Source organism: Grimontia sp. NTOU-MAR1, assembly GCF_035758505.1.
GTDB lineage: Bacteria > Pseudomonadota > Gammaproteobacteria > Enterobacterales > Vibrionaceae > Enterovibrio > Enterovibrio marinus.
On sequence record NZ_CP142108.1, the window covers coordinates 1,369,896 to 1,392,454 of the forward strand.

At 48.8% G+C, this 22,559-nt stretch carries 19 protein-coding genes; 9 read left to right on the plus strand and 10 right to left on the minus strand.

Features of this window, described 5'->3' with window-relative positions:
• Nucleotides 1-34 precede the first annotated feature (34 nt).
• Complete coding sequence (locus VP504_RS06265) at nt 35-1,099, minus strand: hypothetical protein (protein ID WP_325893446.1); 1,065 nt, start codon at nt 1,097-1,099, stop codon at nt 35-37.
• Between the two features lie 74 nt (nt 1,100-1,173).
• Nucleotides 1,174-2,223 carry a hypothetical protein gene (locus VP504_RS06270; RefSeq protein WP_325893447.1) on the minus strand — a complete coding sequence of 350 codons (1,050 nt, stop codon included), beginning with the start codon at nt 2,221-2,223 and terminating at the stop codon, nt 1,174-1,176.
• Between the two features lie 611 nt (nt 2,224-2,834).
• Here VP504_RS06270 and VP504_RS06275 point away from each other — a divergent pair.
• The 3 genes from VP504_RS06275 to VP504_RS06285 all read left to right on the plus strand — a co-directional run bounded on the left by VP504_RS06275 (nt 2,835) and on the right by VP504_RS06285 (nt 5,703).
• Nucleotides 2,835-4,088 carry an aromatic ring-hydroxylating oxygenase subunit alpha gene (locus tag VP504_RS06275; RefSeq protein ID WP_325893448.1) on the plus strand — a complete coding sequence of 418 codons (1,254 nt, stop codon included), beginning with the start codon at nt 2,835-2,837 and terminating at the stop codon, nt 4,086-4,088.
• A gap of 144 nt (nt 4,089-4,232) precedes the next feature.
• On the plus strand, nt 4,233-5,348 hold the full coding sequence (locus VP504_RS06280; RefSeq protein ID WP_062708326.1) for a hybrid-cluster NAD(P)-dependent oxidoreductase: 1,116 nt from the start codon (nt 4,233-4,235) through the stop codon (nt 5,346-5,348).
• A 214-nt stretch (nt 5,349-5,562) separates the two neighbouring features.
• A complete protein-coding gene (locus VP504_RS06285) occupies nt 5,563-5,703 on the plus strand; it encodes a hypothetical protein (RefSeq protein ID WP_198159479.1) in 141 nt (46 codons plus the stop codon).
• A 113-nt stretch (nt 5,704-5,816) separates the two neighbouring features.
• Here the strand turns inward: VP504_RS06285 and focA are convergent, their stop codons facing one another.
• Nucleotides 5,817-6,659 (minus strand): formate transporter FocA, encoded by an 843-nt coding sequence (focA, locus tag VP504_RS06290; protein ID WP_325893449.1) that lies wholly within the window; start codon nt 6,657-6,659, stop codon nt 5,817-5,819.
• Nucleotides 6,660-6,991: 332 nt separating this feature from the next.
• Between focA and VP504_RS06295 the strand changes: the two genes are divergently transcribed.
• From VP504_RS06295 to VP504_RS06315, 5 genes are read left to right on the plus strand one after another with little or no spacing between them, the layout of a single operon-like run.
• Nucleotides 6,992-8,017: an ABC transporter permease subunit gene (locus VP504_RS06295; RefSeq protein WP_084387691.1), complete on the plus strand. Its 1,026-nt coding sequence runs from the start codon at nt 6,992-6,994 to the stop codon at nt 8,015-8,017.
• Complete coding sequence (locus VP504_RS06300; RefSeq protein ID WP_325893991.1) at nt 8,017-9,063, plus strand: ABC transporter permease; 1,047 nt, start codon at nt 8,017-8,019, stop codon at nt 9,061-9,063. The genes VP504_RS06295 and VP504_RS06300 overlap by 1 nt, the downstream gene beginning before the upstream one ends.
• A 13-nt stretch (nt 9,064-9,076) precedes the next feature.
• Nucleotides 9,077-10,900 carry an extracellular solute-binding protein gene (locus tag VP504_RS06305; protein WP_062708109.1) on the plus strand — a complete coding sequence of 608 codons (1,824 nt, stop codon included), beginning with the start codon at nt 9,077-9,079 and terminating at the stop codon, nt 10,898-10,900.
• A 13-nt stretch (nt 10,901-10,913) separates the two neighbouring features.
• Nucleotides 10,914-11,777 carry an ABC transporter ATP-binding protein gene (locus VP504_RS06310; RefSeq protein WP_084387689.1) on the plus strand — a complete coding sequence of 288 codons (864 nt, stop codon included), beginning with the start codon at nt 10,914-10,916 and terminating at the stop codon, nt 11,775-11,777.
• A 2-nt stretch (nt 11,778-11,779) separates the two neighbouring features.
• On the plus strand, nt 11,780-12,607 hold the full coding sequence (locus VP504_RS06315; protein WP_325893450.1) for an ABC transporter ATP-binding protein: 828 nt from the start codon (nt 11,780-11,782) through the stop codon (nt 12,605-12,607).
• Nucleotides 12,608-12,707: 100 nt separating this feature from the next.
• Here the strand turns inward: VP504_RS06315 and VP504_RS06320 are convergent, their stop codons facing one another.
• The 3 genes from VP504_RS06320 to VP504_RS06330 all read right to left on the minus strand — a co-directional run bounded on the left by VP504_RS06320 (nt 12,708) and on the right by VP504_RS06330 (nt 16,102).
• Complete coding sequence (locus VP504_RS06320; protein WP_325893451.1) at nt 12,708-13,229, minus strand: DUF2058 domain-containing protein; 522 nt, start codon at nt 13,227-13,229, stop codon at nt 12,708-12,710.
• An 86-nt stretch (nt 13,230-13,315) separates the two neighbouring features.
• The gene (locus tag VP504_RS06325; RefSeq protein ID WP_325893452.1) at nt 13,316-15,277 is read right to left on the minus strand and encodes a RecQ family ATP-dependent DNA helicase; all 1,962 of its coding nucleotides are present in this window, start codon (nt 15,275-15,277) and stop codon (nt 13,316-13,318) included.
• A gap of 225 nt (nt 15,278-15,502) precedes the next feature.
• Nucleotides 15,503-16,102, minus strand: a complete 600-nt coding sequence (locus tag VP504_RS06330; RefSeq protein ID WP_325893453.1) for a hypothetical protein — start codon at nt 16,100-16,102, stop codon at nt 15,503-15,505.
• 494 nt (nt 16,103-16,596) lie between these two features.
• Between VP504_RS06330 and trhO the strand changes: the two genes are divergently transcribed.
• Nucleotides 16,597-17,577 (plus strand): oxygen-dependent tRNA uridine(34) hydroxylase TrhO, encoded by a 981-nt coding sequence (trhO, locus tag VP504_RS06335; protein ID WP_325893454.1) that lies wholly within the window; start codon nt 16,597-16,599, stop codon nt 17,575-17,577.
• Between the two features lie 249 nt (nt 17,578-17,826).
• Here the strand turns inward: trhO and xylB are convergent, their stop codons facing one another.
• From xylB to VP504_RS06355, 4 genes are read right to left on the minus strand one after another with little or no spacing between them, the layout of a single operon-like run.
• Entirely contained in the window at nt 17,827-19,278 is a 1,452-nt protein-coding gene (gene xylB, locus VP504_RS06340) for a xylulokinase (RefSeq protein ID WP_325893455.1), read from the minus strand.
• Nucleotides 19,279-20,751, minus strand: coding sequence for a mannitol dehydrogenase family protein (locus VP504_RS06345; RefSeq protein WP_325893457.1), 1,473 nt, complete (start codon nt 20,749-20,751; stop codon nt 19,279-19,281).
• A complete protein-coding gene (locus VP504_RS06350; RefSeq protein WP_325893458.1) occupies nt 20,748-21,449 on the minus strand; it encodes an HAD family hydrolase in 702 nt (233 codons plus the stop codon). The genes VP504_RS06345 and VP504_RS06350 overlap by 4 nt, the downstream gene beginning before the upstream one ends.
• A 41-nt stretch (nt 21,450-21,490) precedes the next feature.
• On the minus strand, nt 21,491-22,552 hold the full coding sequence (locus VP504_RS06355; RefSeq protein ID WP_325893459.1) for an ABC transporter ATP-binding protein: 1,062 nt from the start codon (nt 22,550-22,552) through the stop codon (nt 21,491-21,493).
• Nucleotides 22,553-22,559 lie beyond the last annotated feature (7 nt).

A 22,559-nucleotide genomic window follows, 5' to 3' on the forward strand; every position in this document is an offset into this window, starting at 1 on the left:
TATAAAAAGGGAGAAACCAATAAAGCCTTTATGATCAGGCCTCACCGGCCAGGTGTTTTAAAAATTGAAGTTGCTGACGTTCTTGCTCCGAGGGTTGATATGGCAGATCACTCAACGCATCCACGTCCAACTCGCCAAGTTCAATTTGTCCAACTTTACTGACACCATACTGTGTTTCCTCTCCGGGACGTCCAGACATTCGTTCGAGCTGTAAGTCCTTTAGCGAATACACACCATTTTTTCCAGATAGAACCGATTGATGCGCCTTCAACACAATCTCACCTTGTCCTTCAGATAGCTTCTGTTTTTCAGTCAGAACGGCAATCGGTGTGCCATCGTCACGATACAAATTGGCACGCAGACGATAAAGACCCGCTTTTTTGGCATCGATAGTGACAGGTATCATCCAGTCAGCTTGTTGGGTATAAGCGGGTTGGACTCCCATCACAAAAGCCACGGGATTGACATAGTTGATGTCTGCAGTTAACACATCACTACCCCCTTCAAAACGTACCGTGACTTTCAACCTAAGTTGGGTAGACGATGATTCATCCGGCTGCATTTCACCGCTCGCCCAGTCACTATTGCCTCTGGCTACTTCTTCACGGCTAGCGATATCAAACAATGAATAGCGCATGCCCAAGATGGGAAGCGAGCTTTTCACTTTAAAAGGCACTGGTTCTGGATAGAAGAAGCGGTATTTATCAAGAAACAAGACTGCCGATTCCTTCCCATCCAGCACAGGCATTTCCACTTCAGCAAAACGGTTCGGTGTCAGATACGGGCTGTCGGCTGATAAGATAGGCTGGGAATAAGGCGGGTAATGCAGCTCTTGTTCAAACGTTTGCGCCACAATAGAAAATTGCGCGGTCATGGCTTCGGGGATCTCCACCACAGGTAAGGTTTCATTTGTATTCGGTTCAGTTGCGCTCTGCTTAGCGAGTGGCAAAGGCTGAGGCTCAGAAGCGGCTTTCCTTTGATTGTCTGAGGCCATGACTGCAGATTCCTGCAAGGGTGCTTCTGCTTCGGTATCTTCAAGTAACCAAACACCCAATCCAGCAAGTGCCATAGTTATCAGCACCGTCCCCGCTTTCTTCATTGAATCATCCTTGTATTTGAGCGCGCTTTAGCGCAGAAACCAGTAACGGAGGAGCCATGCCCCTCCGTTGTCTGCTATCGCAGGTTCGACACCAGCTCTGACATGGTTTGGCTATCAGAACCGTTTACATAACGGTAGTATGTCCAGCTCCACCAAGACCAAGAATCAGATGTGTTGACAGAAACCTGCGAGCCGTCCCCTAAAGACACGCGATTGTTCGCTGCAGTCACTTTTCCTTGGTGAATATTGCCAATCACCCCAACATGGGTATAACCCTTGCCCATCAACATAGGGTAATGCTGTGGCATAAAGCTCGAGACGCCGCCCGATTGATAGCTCAGTTTGCCGTCGTATGCGACAGAACGTGAACAACTGCTGAACCTGCCAACAGTGCTTGAACCACAAGTGGAGTGAGAAGCCACAACTCCATCGTCATGGCCAGGCAAGAAAGACGAGGTGATGCCCAGAAACTCGCTTGAATCCCCAGTAAAACGGATGCGAGGAACTCTACCGTCAGGGAAAGGGGCAATTTGTCGAGCATTAGATACTTTGAGATCATTTAATACGCCAGTATTACTACTATTTGGTATTTCGCCGAGCCAAAGCGCTATTGCAAGTCGTAGTGTTGTGTTTAAAACACCACCACCTTCGATAATATTTACCGCTAAATCAGCAAGCTCAGACCCTCCTCCTGCGCCAGCAAAATCAAACGTAGATATAATATTTAATGGAGGTAAGCCTTCGTTTAAAAGCCAATTTTCTTGGTTATCTAAAATATAGCGTGTCACCAAGTCACCCGTGGAATGCGTAACAAATATACATCCATTAGAACAAGTATTACTTTGCGCAAGTTGTTTTAATTTTGGCCACGCATAATCACTAGCGATCTTACCCGCTACCCGCTCGTGGGCTGGCCAGTCAATGCGGACATCTGCGTGCGTATTCCAAAACTTTTTCCAGTATTGTTCACCATCGGCAGAAACCTCGGATGGACCAGGCCTTTCAGCCAGTTGAGAGGCTTGCAAGCCATGAACCAGCACCACAGGATGCTGGCCAATGGCGGCAGTTGCTGAAAAAGAAAGAGCTGCTGTTGAAAGTGAGAGCATTGCTATCGTTTTTTTCATTTTTAACCACCCTTTTTTATTGGTCTCGCTCAGCGTAGGGCAGATCTGAAAATATAACAATTTCTTAACATAGATCTTCCTCCCGTTATTTAATAAACGATATGGAAATTTATTTTTCGTGTAATGTGAAGTGACATAACTTGTATAAATGCGACAATAAATCGGGTTTCATAACACCCACCTCCTAAGCTTCATTGTAATAAAATGACTTTACCAAACCATGAAAATATAAAAATTAATTGCATATAACTTTTCTATTAATATTTCCATCATAAAGAAATGCATTATGCCCAAATAACCTGAAGATGCAGGCATCGGCGAGATTAACTAGCGTTGTCATCACGGCGTTCCTTTGCAGGTGAACTCATCAGCGGCTAAGCCAACTCTCGTGCCAAACTACCTTAGCAAAGTCCGTGATGCCGCGGGCTCTATCTTCTTGGTCGTATACAAGCAATCCCGAAGTCGTAATTAAATAATTTTCTACTGAGAAACAAAGCCATTATGCAGTTAGACCCAAGCAGCCCAAGAGCCGTTTGGGGACGCAGACGGCCCCGCGTTTGGATGAACGTTCTGATGAACTTAAACGACCGGTACTTCACTAGGGAAAGAAGATGACTAAAGTGCCTACACAACGCATAGATAATGCACTCATAGACCGTAATGCAGTTAAAACCATGCTGGAAAGACGTATCCCGGACCATACGCTGGAACAGCCGTTCTATAACAGTGAGGCACTTTTCCAGATCGATATGGAAGAGATTTTCCATAAAGAGTGGATATTTGCCGGCGTGAGCTGTGACCTACCTAAACGTGGTAGTTTCATCACTGTCGACATTGGCCTGAGCTCCGTCATCATTCTTCGCGACAATCAGGACCAAATCAGGGCTTTCCACAACACATGCCGTCACCGTGGTTCCAAGATCTGCCTGACGGCAAAAGGGAAGTCTCCAAAGCTTGTCTGTCCTTACCATCAATGGGCCTATGACCTTGACGGCTCTCTTGTATTTAATGGGCAAGACATGGATGAGAGCTTCGATCGCTCGACCCATGGGTTGTCACCTGTCCATTGTCAGGTCGCTGGCGGATACATTTTCGTTTGTCTGGCTGACAACCCACCACCTATCGAAGACTTCGTTCAGGACATGGAGTACTACCTGGAACCCCATGATCTCTACAACGCCAAAGTGGCAGTACAGAGTGAAATCATCGAAAAAGCCAACTGGAAACTGGTAGTTGAGAACAATCGCGAATGCTATCACTGCGACAGCTCCCATCCCGAACTACTGAATTCCCTTTTGGAATGGGACGACAACAACGACCCCCGCGCCACACCAGAATTTATCGCACTGGTTGAAAAGCAACAGACCTTCTGGTCTGGCATGGACATCCCTTACCAATACCAAATGCGTTACAACAATCGAAACCGTATAGTCAGGACACCGCTGAAGGAAGGGACACATTCAATGACAATGGATGGTCAAGCTGCCAGTAAGAAATTGCTGGGACGTATTACCTCTCCAGACCTTGGTGCCCTGCGTATCCTTCACCTTCCAAACTCCTGGAACCACGGAATGGGTGACCACCACATTGCTTTCCAAATCCTTCCTATCAGCCCGCAGGAAACTAAAGTCATCACCCGCTGGTTGGTGCACAAGGATGCTGTTGAAGGTGTTGATTACGACCCGGAAAACTTACGACGTGTTTGGGACGCCACCAATGATCAGGACAGAACCCTGTCGGAAAACAACCAACTTGGTGTGAATTCGATAGGCTATCGTCCAGGTCCTTATTCCAAGACCTATGAATTTGGCGTGATCAACTTCGTCAATTGGTATTGTGAAAGGCTGAAGGACAATCTGGGCTGAGGTCTTTGACTTAAGCGAACGAATAAAACCAACAAAAGAGCGCAGTGGATTCAGGTAAGTCTGTGTCGTGCCTGTGTAATTTAAATCACTGAATCCACCACACAATCGCTTCAAGAAACCATGAAAAATCTTGGGGAAATCAATATGAACGAACTAGAAGCCTTACCCGAAGACAGCCTCAACCCGGTCAACACACAGACCTGGGCAAATGGGCGTCATGTGGTGCGCTGCGTAAAGGTGATTCAGGAAACACATGATGTAAAAACCTTTTGCTTTATGAGCCAGACGCCCATCATGTTTTTCTTCAAGCCGGGTCAGTTCGTGACGCTAGAGCTGGAGATTGGTGGTGAGCAGGTGATGCGCAGCTACACCATGTCTTCTTCTCCTTCTGTACCATACAGTTTCTCCATCACGGTCAAGCGGGTGAAAAACGGTTTGGTCTCCAACTGGCTGCACGACAATCTTCGTGTAGAGGACGAAATCGCCGTACATGGTCCAGTTGGCAACTTCAACTGCATGGACTTCACCACGGATAAAGCACTATTCCTATCTGGCGGTGTTGGCATTACACCAGTGATGTCGATGGCAAGATGGTGGTATGACACCAATAGCGCCGTCGACATGAAGTTTGTTCACAGTGCCCAAACCCCGAAAGATATCATCTTCAAAAAAGAGCTTGAGTTGATGGCGTCCCGTATCGACAACTTCGAACTCAGCATCATCTGTGAACGCTATGACACAGGCGAAAGCTGGCATGGGTACCGCGGGTTCCTGAACCAGCAACTGTTGGAGCTAATGGCACCAGATGTTCTCCAGCGGGAGGTTTACTGTTGTGGGCCAGAACCCTATATGAGAGCCGTTCGCGCCATGCTGACCGACATGGGCTACGACATGTCGCGCTACCATGAAGAAAGCTTCGGCGAGACCCCCCCAGAAGCGATTGAAGATGCAGAAGAATCCGCAGAGCTGGCGCAGATCGCCGACGAACTGCCGCAAGCGGGATTTTGCGTGGAATTTATCGATGAAGGTATGTCAGTCACAGTCACTGAGAATGAAACCGTGCATGCCGCAAGCACCAAATTGGGCATTCATGTTCCCAAGGCCTGTGGTATGGGGATCTGCGGTTCATGCAAAGTGAAGCTGCTGACCGGTAACGTTAACATGGAACACAATGGCGGGATCAGTGAGGAAGAGATTGAGGAAGGTTATATCCTCAGTTGCTGTAGCAAACCATTGGATGACGTGTCGATAGAAACCTAACCTGTTTCTGTCCAACTGACTGAAACCAAAGAAGCTTCTTTACGGGGCTTCTTTATTTTTATCACCAAATGTATAATTTTTCAGACAAATAGTCTGCCTAACACAACCATTACCAAACGCTAACAAAACTCAGTGGGTTATGAACCAAAGTGTATGTGCTGCAGCAAATACACAGATAGCAATTATTAACTCCAATGGAAACAGGAGAATCGAAATGACGATGTTCAAAACACTGATGTTAACCTTTGCCGTACTTTTTTCAGGCTTGGCACTCGCCAGCGAAACCACCACTGATTGCACGGACGGCTCTGAAGCACCGGAATGTCAGGTAAAGGATGACAGCAGCACTAACTAATCGTATTTAATTGCGCCTTGTACTGACGCTTACTGTTCAAAGCGCTTTGATGCCTTAGCATGAAAGAAAGGCCAGTGATCACTCACTGGCCTTTTTGTCTTTCCTGCCTTGGCTTAGTCGCGTAGGTAAATCATCCAATACCACATACCAACAAACAGACCACCACCGATGATATTACCCAAAGTCACTGGTACCAGATTGTTGAAAAAGAAATTGGTGAACGTCAGATCAGCAAAATCTGCCACGTTCATGCCTGTTGCCGCCCAAAAAGACTCTGGGGCAAAGTATTTGATACCAATCGCCATTGGCACCTGAAACATGTTAGCGATGCAGTGCTCAAAGCCTGATGAAACAAACATCGCCACTGGAAGAATCATGACCAGAATCTTGTCAGTCAGTGTCCGACCCGAATAGGTCATCCATACCGCAATACACACCAGCACATTACACATAATGCCAAGCGCCACAGCCTGCAGGAAACCATGGTGTAGTTTATGCTGGGCAATATTCATGGCGTTGATACCCACCTTACCATTGCCAAACATGTACTGCTGGGCAATCAACATGCAGATCACCAGCAGAATCGCACCAATCAAGTTACCGCCATAAACAACCAGCCAGTTCTTAAACAATGCGCCCCAGGTAATCTTACCACTGGCTCGCGCCACCAAAGTGAGTACCGAACTCGTGAATAGCTCGCCACCGGTAATGATCACCAGGATTAAACCCAGACTGAAGGCCAGACCACCGACGAAACGGGTCATCCCCCAAGGCATGTCGCCAGCACCTGTCGTCACAGTTGTATAGAAAATAAATGCAATACCGATATGAATACCGGCTGATATCGCCAGAAGGAATGATTTGAATGGGTCTTTGGTTGCTTTCGCTACACCAATTTCCGCAGCACGCTCCGCGATCTGCGGCGGTGGCAGAGAGTCAAACTGAGTAAAGTTCATGGTTAATAGCACATAGTGTGAACAGGAGGGCGCGGATAATCTCTCCATTTCTTAATTTTTTCAAGGGCTAATTTTGTCAAGATTCATATAAAAAAATTTGAACTTTGATCGGTTAAAGACGTTCGAAACGCGTTAGCTGGAATTGGCACCAACTTGCTGCGATTTCTCGCGCATTTGGCTTGCGAATAAAAAGAAAGTACGAATCAATGATGACAAACCTGAGGGTACACACATTTATTGATCTGGGGGGTTGAGATGTTTCTCCAACTACCACATTACTTTAGTTAGCCAACTTCTACTGTTCCGCACATAGACAAGGAGAGAGTCTTTCGGTGCTAGCCTATTTACTACGACGGTTGTTACTCGTCGTTCCCACATTTCTTGGCATCACATTAGTGATCTTTGCCATCACCCGCTTTGTACCGGGTGGACCGGTTGAGCGCATGCTCGCCCAATCCCAATTTATGCAGGAAGGCGCGGCACAGACCCAGAGCTTTCAGGACAACTCCTCGTTGGATGAATATCAGCTCGAAGAACTGAACGCTTTCTACGGTCTCGACAAGCCCGTAATGGAGGCATATTGGGAATGGCTGAACCGCCTTCTGGTTCTCGATTTTGGTGAGTCGACCCGTTACTACGAGCCCGTATTGGATATGATTATCGAGCGGCTCCCTGTCTCTATGTTCTACGGTGGCATGACTTTCCTGATTGCCTATTTGGTCTCGATCCCTCTCGGCTACTACAAAGCCGTTAAGCACAATACTGCCTTTGATAACGCCTCTTCCGTGCTGATCTTTGTGGGTTATGCCCTTCCGGGTTACGTGGTCGGCATCCTGCTACTGAGTGTTTTCTCCTTCCACCTCGATTGGTTCCCCATGGGAGGGTTTACCTCTGACGACTTTGACGATTTAGAGTCCAAAGGCGAGATGATCAAAGACGTGCTCTGGCATGCCGTGCTGCCGCTGATTTGTTACATCATCGGGGATTTTGCCACCCTGACCATCACCATGAAGAACAACCTGATGGAGAACCTCTCCGCGGATTACATCCGAACGGCAATCGCCAAAGGTCTACCATTCAAAGACGCCGTGCGTAAACACGCAATGCAGAACAGTTTGATTCCTCTGGCGAGCCATTTCGGTAACTCGCTGTTGTTCTTCCTGACGGGCTCCTTCCTCATCGAAGTGGTGTTCAACATCGATGGCATTGGCCTGCTTGGCTATGAAGCCATTATGGAAAGAGATTATCCGGTGGTCATGGCCATTGTGGCCCTGAACGCCGCTATGCTTCTGGTGGGTAACATCGTTTCTGATATCTGTGTGGCACTCGTGGATCCGCGGGTAAGGTTTGGTGAATGATGATGACTCTCAGCCCACTGACGCAAAAGAAGATAAAACGCTTCAAAGAGATCAAACCAGGTTACTGGTCTTTCATTGTCCTCTCTATCTTGCTGGTCCTTTCCCTATTTGCAGAATTTTTCATTAACAGCAAAGCCCTGATGGTGCGTTACAACGGCGAGCTGTTCTTCCCTGTGGTGAGCGATGTGCGCCTTGGCACCGAGTTTGGACAGGATTACCAAAGCGAAGCCAACTACCGCGAGCTTCAAGCCCTGTTTGAGGAAGAAGACAACAGCAACTTCGTGATCATGCCGTTGGTGCCTTGGAACCCTTATGAGCAGGATTTTATCGAGGGTGAATTCCCGCCGTATGCGCCAAGCATTGAATCACAGCACTACCTCGGCACCGATGTGATTGGCCGTGATGTACTGGCGCGCCTATTCTATGGGTTCCGCATCGCCATGATGTACGCCCTTACCACCATGACCATCTGTTTTGCGATTGGTACCGTGATTGGCTGCGCCATGGGCTTTTTCGGTGGCAAGTTCGACCTCATCAGCCAGCGCTTTATTGAAGTCTGGTCGATGATCCCTTTCCTTTACGTCATCATGATACTGGTGTCGATCACCAAGCCCACCTTCACCCTTTTTGTTGCCATCAACGTCATATTCGGCTGGATGGGGATAACTTGGTACATGCGGACCATGACCTACAAAGAATCCGCACGGGAATACGTGATGGCTGCGAGAGCACTCGGCGCTTCTACTTCGCGTATCCTGCTGAAACATATTCTGCCCAACACCATGGTCATGGTGGTCACTCTGGCACCCTTCACCATTGTGGCTAACATTACCGCGTTGACCGCGCTAGATTATCTAGGCCTTGGTCTTGCGCCACCAACACCGAGTTGGGGCGAGTTATTGCAGCAAGGTAAGTCTAACCTCGACAGCCCTTGGATTGTCACCTCGGTGGTGACCGCCACCGTGTTGGTGCTCACCATGGTGACCTTTATTGGCGATGCGGTTCGCGCTGCATTTGACCCGAAAAAATTCACCCGTTATGTCTGACAAGGAAGTGACCATGTTTAAATTGACCACACTTGCCGCTTTAAGCGCACTCGCCTTCACCGCGCAAGCCGCTGAACTTCCTGCCAACCTTAACTGGCAGACAAACTGGGACGATCCGGTTTTTGCGTCTGATAAAGCCAAACGCGGCGGCACATTACGTACCCATTTATCCAGCTTCCCACTGACGCTGCGAAGCGTAGGGCCTGATTCCAATTCAGGCCTCCGTGGTTATTTTCTCGATGAAGTACCCGGACTGGTGACACGTCATCCCGATACACTCAATTGGATACCAGCTATCGCGACAGATTGGGCTTACGCTGGCGACAACAAAACCATCTACTTTAAGCTCAACCCAAAGGCAAAATGGAATGACGGCAAGCCTCTGACTGCTGATGATTTTGTGTTTATGCTTCAGTTCTACCGCTCGAAGGATATCGTCGCCCCTTGGTACAACGATTACTACACCAAGACTATCGCCAATGTAGTGAAAATTGATGACCATACAATTGCCGCTAGTACAGTGGATGAGAAGAACCCAGAGGAGTTGATGCGAACGGTCGGTGGGCTCGTTCCTCGCCCACAGCATTTTTATGCATCCGGCAAGGACAAGAATGGCGATGGTGTTGACGACAACTTTGTCCGTAAATACAACTTCAAGCCCGAACCCAGCACGGGGCCATATTTTGTAGATGATATTAAGAAAGGCAAAAGTGTAACCTTTAAGCACGTAGGCGAAGATTGGTGGGGTTACGACAACCGTTATTACCAAAACCGCTACAATGTCGACAAAATCCGCATGACCGTGATTCGCGATACGGATGTGTCCAGACAGCATTTTGAAAAGGGAAAACTGGATATCTACGATCTCACACTCCCGGAAATCTGGCATGAGAAAACTGACGGGGACGCATACAAAAAAGGGTATATCCAGAAATTCTGGGGCTTCAATGAAACACCACAAGGCGGCGGTGGCCTTTGGCTGAACACAGCCATGCCAATACTGGATAACATCAACGTACGTCGCGGTATTATGCATGCCACTGACTTTGATGGCCTGATTGAAAAGCTAATTCGAGGAGATTACCAACGCAAACCCCATGCCATGGGCTCAGGACACGGTGAATACTCCTGGCCTGATGCCAAAGCGCCTGACTTCAACATCGATAAAGCAACAGAGTACTTTATCAAAGCTGGCTTCGACAAAATCGGCTCAGACGGAATTCGTGTCAATGATAAGGGCGAGCGCCTATCATTTGAGCTGGTATACCCCCTAGCCTTTTTCACTCCTCGAATGGCCTACCTCAAAGAGCAGTCAAAGCTGGCAGGCTTGGAATTCTCTCTAAAGCTCATTGATGGTGCCACAGGCTTTAAATATGTGTCGGAGAAAAAACACCAGATTGCATTCATCAACATGGGTGCCAGTGAAACCCCAGGTTATTGGCAGTACTTTCATTCCGACAACGCCAACAAGCCACAAACCAACAACTTTACCAACTTCAGCACCCCCGAACTGGATAAGCTGATTGAACAATATCGGGTTGAATTCGACATCAGCAAAAAACACCAGCAGTCAAAGGAGATGCAACGCATCATTCAAGAAGCTGCTGTTGTCTCACCAAGTTATATCGTTCCATGGACACGACAGGGTCATTGGCGTTGGGTTAAGTACCCAGAGAACCCAATGCAAAAGTGGACAGATACCCTGTTCACAATTGGCGGTGCGATGGGCTATAGCACCTTCTGGCTTGATGCAGACGTAAAAAAAGAAACCCTCGACGCCATGGACGATGATAAGACGTTTGAACCGGTGACTGTGATTGATGATCGCTACAAGTGATAAGGTAGGAAAGATGACGGCACCGGTTCTCAGCGTCCGCGGATTGGAAACCGAATTCACCACCGATGACGGTGTGGTGAAAATCCTCCACGGCGTGAATTTTGATGTCATGGCAGGCCGAACGCTGGGTTTAGTTGGCGAATCAGGCAGTGGTAAAAGCGTGACTGCTATGTCTATCATGGGCTTGCTACCCAAGCCTTATGGGCAGGTCACCGCAGGTGAGATCCTCTATCGCGGCACGAATTTGATCAGCCTGCCGCCGGAAGAAATGTACCAAATGCGCGGCAACCGGATTTCCATGATTTTTCAGGATCCGATGACCGCGCTGAATCCGGTGCATTCGATTGGCAAACAGCTCACCGAAGTGCTCGCTCTCCATCACCCAGAGATGAACAAAAAAGAACGGCAGGCTGCCGCCCTTGAAATGCTGGAAAAAGTAAAAATTCCGATGCCGGAAAAACGGTTCAATGAATACCCGCATAACCTTTCAGGTGGCATGCGACAACGCGTGATGATTGCGATGGCATTGGCCTGCAGGCCCGATATTCTGATCTGTGACGAACCCACCACCGCATTAGATGTCACCGTTCAAGCCTCCATTCTCGACCTGATGAATGACCTACAGGAAGAAACTGGTATGGGGATGATTTTCATCACTCACGATTTGGGCGTAGTCGCGGAAATCTGTGACGACGTGGCGGTCATGTATGGCGGGAAAATCGTCGAGAATGCCGACGTGTTCAATCTGTTTGACTACCCTCAGCACCCTTATACCAAGCGCTTGCTCGGCCTGATACCCGATCTTACCACCGAACCCAAGCAGTTGATCGATATCCCTGAGATCGACCCTGCGCTGTTTCCGGAATTTCGAGGTTAACCATGGAAGAGTTGCTAAGAATCGACAACCTTTGCAAACACTTCGTTTCCGGCAAAGGCATTTTCAAAAAGGGCTACACCATCAAAGCAGTGGATGGCGTTTCTTTCAGCGTGAAACGTGGCGAAACCTTAGGTCTAGTGGGCGAATCCGGCTGCGGAAAAAGCACCCTTGGGCGCACCATTCTTAAGCTTTATGAGCCAACCGGTGGCAAGATTTTCTTTGAAGGTAAAGATATCACCGACCTCAGCCCGCGTGCTATGCGTCCGCTTCGTAAAGACATGCAAATCGTGTTTCAGGATCCGCTGGAATCACTTAATCAGCGCCACACCGTGGGCATGATTCTGGAAGAGCCCTTCGAGATCCACAACATCGGCACCCGCGCAGAGCGCAAACTGTGGGTAGAGGAACTCTTAGTAAAAGTTGGCTTGCCCGTAGAAGCCGCCAGCCGTTATCCCCATGAGTTTTCCGGCGGTCAACGTCAGCGCATCGGCATAGCACGAGCGATTGCACTCAAACCTAAGCTGCTGATTTGTGATGAGTCCGTCTCCGCACTGGATGTATCTGTGCAGGCGCAAATCCTGAACTTGCTGTTAAAGCTGCAACAGGAAATGAACCTGGCGATGATTTTCATCTCCCACGACCTTTCTGTGGTGCGTCAGGTCTCGGATAACGTCGCGGTGATGTATTTTGGCAACATGGTGGAATACGGTAACGCAAAAGCCCTGTATGCCAACCCGCAACACGAATACACCCAAACACTGCTGTCGGCAGTGCCGGTGAATCACCCGAGAAACCGCAAGAAAAAACGGCCTGCGGAAGCCACCAGCTAATACCAATCGTAGTAAGTATCTGCTACCTACTGTGATTGGTATAAAAGCAAACAACCCTGTCCGGAGATAGGGCTTTTTCTTATTCATCAACTGGCTGCGTTTACCACATCAGATCGTCAGGGATCTTGAAGTCTGCATATGGATCGTCTTCGTCCATCGCCTGCTCATCCACCGTGTTGTTCAGTACGATGGTGTTTTCATCTCGCTGAACAATTTTGTCCGCCACCACGCCAGGAACAATCGCATAACCTTCACCGTCGCGGGCAATCGCCAAACGGCCATTCACCAACTGGTCTTGCGTCGCTTTGTCGACGTAAATCTTTTTCACCAGCGTGCCGTCAGTGAAGTTGTAGCCAATATCACCGTCTTTACGGTCAATCTTGTTCATCTCAACCAGTTGCTTCACCTGCGCTGTAATGGCCTTTTTCTCAGCTTCCTTCTGCTTCTGGCGGTTCAGCTCCTGATCCTGAGCTACTTGCGCGGCGCGTTTTTCTTCGACTGCCGCTTTGGCTTCTTTTACCAGCGTGCGCGATTTCTTCGAGCTCTTACCGGCCTTCTTCATTTTCTTTTTGTCGATAAGACCAGCTTGAAGCATCTGCTCTTGTAAGGATAGTTTTGCCATGTTAACTCCGTAGCGGGCGCTATTTTCCCGAATTAATGGCCGAATAATACCATTTAAGCCAGATTAGGCGCACTCCCACGAACAGCTTAAAGACGCGATGCCACCACTTGTGCTTTCACCTGAGCAAACGGATAGGCAGCCAGCTTGCCGAACCCTTCCATTTTCCCAGCGCGTAAACGTCCGGTCAGCGGCGTTGCAATGCCGCAAAGGAACCTTGTCACCGCTTCTGCCGAGACTTGCGTGCCGTCTTTCGCAGCGGCTTCGAGTAAAGGCTGGATCAGACGCTGCAACTCAGCAGCATCCACCTCCGCCTGAGCACTGGCTTTCGGCAACAGCGCGATATTACCGCGACACACCGAGCAATGACCACACTGCGCAGGCGCATGCTGATCAGCGAAATATGTCGCCAATCGGTGACTCAAACAGGTGTCGGTTTCAAACAGCGACAGCATGGCTTCTACACGTTGAATTTCCGACGCTTCTTTGGTGAGGAAGAGTTGATGCATCTGCTCGCTCAATGGTGCCGCGTGCTCGCCCTGACACGCCTGAAGCTGGATGACGCGGTAAACGTCCATCATCTGCTTGCTTTCAAGCTCAATCCAGCCTTTATCAGCAAAGTAATCCAATGCGGTGACAGCTCGCTTTCTTTCCGCACTGTAGCCTTGCCAAAGCGCATCAAAGTCCACGCTATGCCAAGTGCGCGATTTTGGCGAGCATTGGAAAATCGCCTCCACAAATTGCCTTCTCTCCCCCTCAAACTGGCTCAATATCTGTTCTGCACCCACCAGCATTTTAAAACGGTAATCGGCAAAATAACTGAATTGAGGCTCAATGATTCCTGCAAGCTCCAAGTAAACCAATAAGGTTTTGAGCGGCAATTGGCGCACATTGGATTCTTTGGAAAGGCGGGTCAGCATCACTTCCCACGGTTTGCCTGCAGGCGTCGAACCGATGTCATCAATCACGGCACGAATGGCAATCAAATCTGGCGTATCACCATAAACAAAGTTTTCCAGCACACTGACCGATTCGCGGTTGGCAAGTACCGAACAGACCGATGGCAAACCATCACGCCCAGCGCGTCCAATTTCCTGACTGTAGTTTTCCACTGATTTGGGCAAATTGTAGTGGATGACAGCGCGAATATCGGCTTTATCCACACCCATGCCGAAAGCAATCGTCGCCACAATGCAGTTGATTTCCCCACGCATAAAGGCGTTTTGAATCTGCTGGCGATCGTCGCTTGCCATACCCGCGTGGTAAGCCTGTACGGTAACGCCAGCTGCTCTCAGCTTGCCCGCCACACTCTCTGCAGTTTGCTGCAAGGTGACATAAATGATGGTTGATTGATGAAGGGGTACCGTCTTCATCAAGTTCAGTAGGGCCTCGTCTTTGTCTTCTTCGCTGCAAGGAAGCACATTGAGATCCAAGTTCTGACGATAAAAACCCGTTACCTCGACGTTTTCAGAGGTGATCCCGAACTTATTGCGCATGTCTTCGATAACCTGCGGTGTTGCAGTCGCGGTGAGAAGCAACACTTGAGGGATATTGAGCTGAGTGCGGTAAGCCGGCAGCTTCAGATAATCAGGACGGAAGTTATGTCCCCATTCTGAAATACAGTGCGCTTCGTCCACCACCAGTAAGGAAATTGGCACCGAGGAAATAAACTGCCGGAAGCGTTCATTCTTCAAACGCTCAACGGAAATCATCAGGATTTTGGTTTCGCCTGCTTTCACCGAGCGCATCACTTCGCGCGATTCATCATAGGTCAGGGAAGAATCAATCGAGGCAGCAGCAATGCCCTTTCCACGCAGAAAATCGAGCTGGTCTTTCATCAGCGCGAGCAACGGAGAAATCACCAAGGTCAGATGCGGCAAGTGCAATGCGGGAAGTTGATAGCAGAGTGATTTGCCCGAACCTGTCGGAAAGATGGCCGCCGAGGAATGCCCTGACAGCACCCTTTCGATCACATTCTGCTGACCACCGCGTAAGCCCTCAAAGCCAAAAACTGTTTGGAGTGTGTTCAAGTACGCACCCTTTGCTTTCATCGTTCCTTGCATAGTTTCTTGCGAAGATGCTTGCGTCGTTGGCAGCATCATTTGCCTCATGTTATTGGGTCAGTTCTGCCAGCAGTCTACACTGCGCAACCTAATGCTTCGAGTGCAAACATCTTCAAGGCGGAGCGCGCTCCGGTTTCCAGTGAAACCCAGCTAAACGGCGACATTAGCGCCACAGAAAAACGCAGAAAATTCATGCTCTGTCCGAGCAATTTATCACCAGAACTTCCACCACGGCTTTTTAATTTCAAGGGTAAATGTCGTTTCTGGTGCTTGGCTAACTGAAAGCTTCAAAGGGAGGCCATTAGCTAGCACATCACTGCAATCTTCATCATGCTTAAAACCCACCAAGGTACTGGCAAGTATCAGCGGAATGTCGAAGATAAGATCGATGTCAGCAGACTCACCAGCTTCCGCTTTCTGCTCTGCCATATACTGCGCTTTCAACGTCTCAAACCTCGCTGGCAATTGCCCCTCAGCAGCCAAGTTCAAGCGGTCTTTCTGCCCGTCATGAGTTACCTGCCAGCGGCGCTGCCCGAAAAACCAACACTCAGCAGAAGAGGTCATCACGTGCTCTTCCACCGCACAGGCGATGACCATGCCGACTTGGGAAAGCGCAGTCAGCGATTCCTCGGAAATCAATTGGTTATCCGCTTTCTTTGCGACCACCAGATACCAATCATCCAGCAAGGCCGCACCCGCAAAATCAGATTCAAAATACTCGTCAGTTTCTGTCGTTGCGGTTAACCCTAAGGATTTCAACACTGCGCTTTGATCGTCGGTTTTGACTGCCACCCAAGAAAGTGAAAAGCCCATTATCTCGTCCCTTAGAAAATTTGATCAGAGTGATACCCAAGCAACCTTAAGATGCTCCCATTCAGAGGTCATCAATACATTCAATTCGTGGCAAATATTACGAGAAATAATCGTTCTATTTCCTTGAAATTTAAATAAGAAATGGGCGCATTGAGGCCCTCCCTTCGGGCGAGTTGAACCATGCATCTTCTGATTGTTTGGGTGCAGACTCAATACGATAGCGACATGCCATGCCAAGTTTTGTCTTTTGTTTTTGATAATGGGTAAAAAAACTATGGCTAGTTTCTATGGTCTGTTGACCTTTGGTGATGATTTTTGCAGCAGTTTGTGGGGATTTTATGCAAGGCAGAGGCTTCGATGTGTAATTGGCCTACATGAGAAGCCGATAACCACACACTCTATCCGTATTTAGCCGTTTCCTGCTTCGCTATACTTCAACCGTTCAACTAAGGAAGCTCTGGATTTACGCTCCAGCCCGCTAAATGGAAAATAAAATGAATCAATACGTTGTATGCGCGCTCTACAAATTTGTGCGCCTTGAAGACTATGTGGAACTCCGTGAGCCATTGAAGGCGCTAATGGAGAAGAATGAAATTCGCGGCACCTTGCTGCTGGCGAATGAAGGGATTAACGGCACCGTCGCCTCCACGCGCGAAGGTATCGACACCCTATTGGCATGGCTTAAGAAAGACCCTCGCCTTGCTGATACCGTCTATAAAGAGTCATTCGACGAAAACCAGCCATTCAACCGCACCAAAGTAAAACTCAAGAAAGAGATCGTCACCTTGGGTGTAGAAGGCATCGACCCGCGTCATGTGGTCGGCACCTATGTGAAGCCTGAAGACTGGAACGACCTGATTTCCGACCCGGAAGTGTTTGTGGTGGATACCCGCAACGATTATGAAATCGAAATCGGCACCTTCAAGAATGCGGTTAACCCAAAAACCGACACCTTCCGCGAGTTCCCGGAATACGTCGCCCAGAATATGGATCCGGCCAAACATAAGAAAGTCGCCATGTTCTGTACGGGCGGTATTCGTTGTGAAAAGTCGACTGCCTATATGAAAGAGCAAGGTTTTGACGAGGTTTACCACCTGGAAGGCGGCATTCTGAAATACCTGGAAGAAGTGCCTCAGGAAGAGAGTCTTTGGGAAGGCGATTGCTATGTGTTTGATGGCCGGGTGGCAGTAAACCACCAGCTTGAGAAGAGCGGCTACGCCATGTGTAACGCCTGCCGCCTGCCTATCACTGAAGAAGACATGCAGTCAGAAGCGTTCGAGCAAGGCGTCAGCTGCCCTAAGTGCATAGACAAACACACCGACGAGCAAAAAGCCCGTTTCCGTGAGCGTGAAAAGCAAGTGCAACTCTCTAGAGCGCGCGGCGAAATTCACGTTGGCGGTGAAGCAGACCAAATCATTACCCAGCGGAGAAATGAAAAGCTGGCTAAGAAGGCGGAGCAGCGAAAAGCGAAGTAAGGCTGTTTGATTATCCTTGAACAAAAAATCCCCTCTGCGGAAACGCGGGGGGATTTTTTCTAGTTAGCTAGTAATTCAGCATCATGTTGCCAAAAAGTAATGATGACAAACCCAACAAACCCAGAGATGCCTGAGTTCAGAGATCATCAATGCGTTCAATTCGAAGCAAATTTCGCCAGAAATAGACAGGTTCGAGGTAATCAGGCCCACGCATTGAATCAACGTTATGTTTTTGACCGTTCCTATCTTTTATTGAATAGCTTTGATACCAGAGTATGCCATTCGAAATTTGCCGTAAGCCTCTTCCCAAACTGCACGATTAGTTATGTCCGGCTGAATTTCATAGCGAATACTCGGTGATAACATTATGTTCTCAGCACTCTCACCTGAGGCTGCAATCATGCCAAGTCGAGCCGCACCTAGCGCTGCGCCGAATTCTCCAGATGCGGGCAACTGGAGTGGGATACCAAGGACAGTTGAAATGAGCTTAAGCCAATACCGAGAGGCACTCCCCCCGCCAATCGCTATGAGAGAATCAAGCTTTGCATCTGTTGCTGCTAAAGCTTCAAAACTGTCTCGTAGGCCAAAAGCCACGCCCTCTAGCACTGCACGGGTTAAGTCCTCTTTTGTCGTGCCAGTAGATAGCCCTAAAAATGTCCCCCTGACTTCAGCATCATTGTGGGGTGTCCTTTCTCCAGACAGGTATGGAAAGAATCTGACCGAGGACGGTGGACTAAGATTTTCACCGAGCAACGCTGTCAGTTCTTCCGGCTTATTCCCAACGGTATGAGCGAGCCAATTCAGGCTGTCTGTCGCTGATAGCATGACGCCCATCTGATACCAACGATCGGGTAATGCGTGACAAAATGTATGGACCGCCGTCTCCGGATCGGGCTGGTATCCGCGGCGTGCTGTGAGCAAGACGCCTGAGGTACCCAGCGAGACAAAACCCCGTCCCTCATCTAAAGCACCAATACCACATGCAGCAGCAGCATTATCACCCGCGCCACCAGCAATCGTTACTTTTCTACTGACTCCCCATTTCTCCGCGAGTTCTTTACGGAGCTGACCAGCAACCTCCGAGCCTTCAACCAGACGCGGCATCTGGTCAAGGCGCATATGGCTAACCTCTAAAAGCCGATCAGACCATTTTCGTTTCCCAACATCCAGCCAGGATGTTCCTGCACTGTCCGACATATCAGCAACATAATCACCAGTGAGATAATAATTAAGATAGGCAGCAGGGAGAAGAACCTTGTCGATCTTGGAAAAAACCTCAGGCTCATGTTGACGGATCCATTCTAGTTTTGGTGCAGTGAATCCTGGAAAGACGATATTTCCTGAAATCTCGCGCACACCATTAGTCGAGTCAAGAAGTGCTGCCTCAGCATGCGAGCGAGTATCGTTCCAAAGAATACAAGGCCTGAGGACGTTACCCGATACGTCAAGTAAAGTCGCCCCATGCATATGCCCTGCAACCCCAATTCCCCGCAAGTTCGAGAAAGCGGGATAGGTATTTCGCATCTCGTCAATGGCATCATTCAGTGCTCTGATCCAGTCATGAGGATCTTGCTCCGACCACCCTGGATGAGGGTGAATTGCTTCATAGTGTCGTTCTGTAGCGCCGATAGGATCTCCATGATCGTTGACGAGTAACGCTCGGAGGCCGGAAGTCCCGAGGTCAATACCAAGAAAGGCCATTCAAACATCCTTTAAGTAGGTTTTTATTGCTGCTTCCATGCCCTCACTATAAATGAGGTTCAGCCAGTAAGAAAAATTAATAGTAAACGTCTGATTATTGTATAGATCACCATAAATCTGACTTTGCTCAAGCCACGCAACGGGCGAAACCTTAGCCGCTTTCGCCGCAGAGTTAAGCTTAGCCCAAATAGGATCGTTAGACGCTATCTCTGAACCATCTTCCCGGGTACCTTCGCACATGCGAGCCCATGCCGCCTCAACCAGCGTGAGGCCGCTAACCCGAGAATCTGCAGCAAGAGCGTCACGGATAGTGGGTATGACCATACCCGTATGGCGAGAAGAGCCATCAAAAGCGATACGGCGAATAGTATCCACAATCCTTGGGTTCGAGAATCTCGCCTCAACAAGATCAACATACTCCGCCGGTGTTATACCTGAAACAGCCTTGATATGAGGCACTATCTCTTCATTCTGGACCTTACGGAAAAGAGCAGAAATCAGTGGATTTTTCATCGCCTGAGAGACGGTATCGATTCCAAGAACCTCCGCGACGTTTGCGATAATCTGATGGCCAGCATTCAAGATGCGTATCTTCTGTGACTCGTAACCTTCAACGTTGTTTGAGAATTGCGCCCCAACTTTTTCCCAGTCAGGACGACCTGCACAAAAGGCATCTTCAATGACCCATTGCCTAAAGTTCTCGTGTGTGACGGGAGCGGCATCGCCAATACCCAAATCGCGCACCAATGAGAGTTCCATTGCCCCCGTGGAAGGAACAATACAATCAACCATCGAGTTAGGAAACGTGCAGTTGTCATTGATCCAACTCGCCAACGCCGGATCACTCAGTTGGGCAAGAGAGACGACTGTCTGGCGGAGAATGGTTCCATTGCCTTGCAGGTTGTCGCAGCTTTGTAGCGTAAAAGGCCCGATGCCCTCATCTCTTCGCAACTTCAGGGCTGCGATGATCGCGCCAAAAACTGTACAAGGAACTTCCGGGTTTGAAGCATCGTGCTGGATATCAGCGTGTTGCTCATCGAACTGCTTCGTCACAGGGTCGATGTAGTAGCCGCCCTCGGTCACAGTGAGAGAGACAATACGTATATCAGGCGAGGCGAGCTGTTGAATCAGTGGCCAGTTACCCTCTTCAATAGGAACGTATCCAATCATAGATCCAGTCACTTCGGCGGATATACCACCAGGATCCAGCTCGATAAGCGTCGTTAGACAATCTTGATCTAAAAGCTTGGCACGCATGTCATGGTCGTATTGCCGAACGCCCGCACCTATGATTGCCCAATCTGACGCTAGCCCTTGCTGCATAAGGCGATGCAAGTACCAAGACTGGTGCGCTCTGTGAAAATTACCCAACCCGATGTGGACAATGCCCGGCGTTAGCACTTTTCGATCATAATTGGGGCCTTCAATACCCTTTGGCAACGACCTAATAGATTTATTTGAAAGCGCAATCATTTGATCGCACCACCAGCATATGAATGAATAAACTGCTCAACACCTGAGAGCGTATCAAAGACCTCTATGGCATCTGCTTCTCGCAACAAAGCAGCATGCTGCTGTTTTTTCTCATTCAGATGGCTACCACCCACAAAACCGATTGCCGCAATTCCAGCTGCACGAGCGCCAACTATGCCGTGTGGAGAGTCTTCAACAACCAAACACTCAGATGGCTTCAAGCCCAATCTATCCAGCGCGAGCTTAAAAAGATCCGGCGCAGGCTTGCCGTTTTTAACTTCTTCAGCGCTAGACGTATTACCCTTGAAGTCATCAGCAATGCCGGCCAGTTCAAGCGTGCTTTTCATACGTTTCAGGGAACCTCCAGTAGCTATAGCGATTGCAGTTCCACGTTTTTTAAGACCCGCTATTAGCTTTTCCGTCCCGGGAACCAGTTTTAACTCGGTCTGATACGTAGTCAGCACATGGTTTTCTACCCGGGCGGCAAAATCCTCAGGAACCCTCCTTCCCAGTCTCTCGGACACATACTCAACAATCACTGGCATAGCAATTCCTAAGAACTGATCTCCAATTTCACGGGCGCTGGCATCTCGGATCCCTAGCGCTCGCATTTCGATGGCTATCGCCTCCAGTATTAACGGCTCACTGTCAACGAGGCAGCCATCTAGATCAAAGATGACAGCCTTGATCATGGTCATAGCGCTTACCTCTCTCTAACAAGTTTTAGTTCGAGACCAGCTTAAATCCGCTGTTCGGTATTACGGTCGAATAAATGCACGTCATCAGGATTGATCACAAAACCCAATTGAGAACCAAAACGCGCATTGATGCGTTCCTTCACTAGAGCATCAATTGAATCGCTGCCGGATTTGGCAAAAATATGTGTTTCTGAGCCCGTTAGCTCTACCACACCGACTTCCATTGGTACGCCAGTTTCTCCAATCTGAATATGCTCTGGGCGGATACCGTAAGTCACTTCTTGCCCGTCAGCTGCCGTCGTCTCCGGAAGAGGCAGCAAAAGACCACTGTCTGAGATAAACATGCGTGTTCCATTCTTAGATGAGATTTTGCCGTGTACAAAATTCATAGAAGGCGATCCAATGAATCCAGCGACAAACAAGTTATTGGGCGTGTCGTAAAGATCCAACGGACTACCAATCTGTTCTACGCGGCCGTCACGCATCACGACAATTTTGTCTGCCATTGTCATCGCTTCGATCTGATCATGGGTGACATACACGATGGTCGTGCCGAGACGCTGGTGTAGCTCCTTAATTTCGATGCGCATTGTTACCCGCAATTTTGCATCAAGATTAGAAAGAGGCTCGTCAAATAGAAATACTTGCGGATCTCGCACAATGGCTCGTCCCATCGCAACACGCTGTCGCTGACCACCAGATAATTCTTTTGGATAGCGCTTCAGGTACTTTGTAAGATCGAGTATCTCTGCTGCTTTAGTGACCTTCTCTTCGATTTCAGATTTTGGTCTGTCAGCCATCTTCAGAGGGAAACCAATATTGTCGTAGACCGTTTTATGTGGATACAGAGCATAGCTCTGGAAGACCATTGCGATATCACGTTCCTTGGGTGGTGCATCGTTTACTACACGATCTCCAATAGAAATCGTGCCCTCGCTAATCTCCTCCAAACCTGCGAGCATTCTGAGTAGCGTAGACTTACCACAGCCAGACGGACCGACAAGCACAACAAACTCACCGTCTTCAATATCAACACTCACTCCATGCATTACCTGCACCTTTCCGTAGCGTTTGATGATGTCCTTAATTGCTACGTTAGCCATGTTTTAT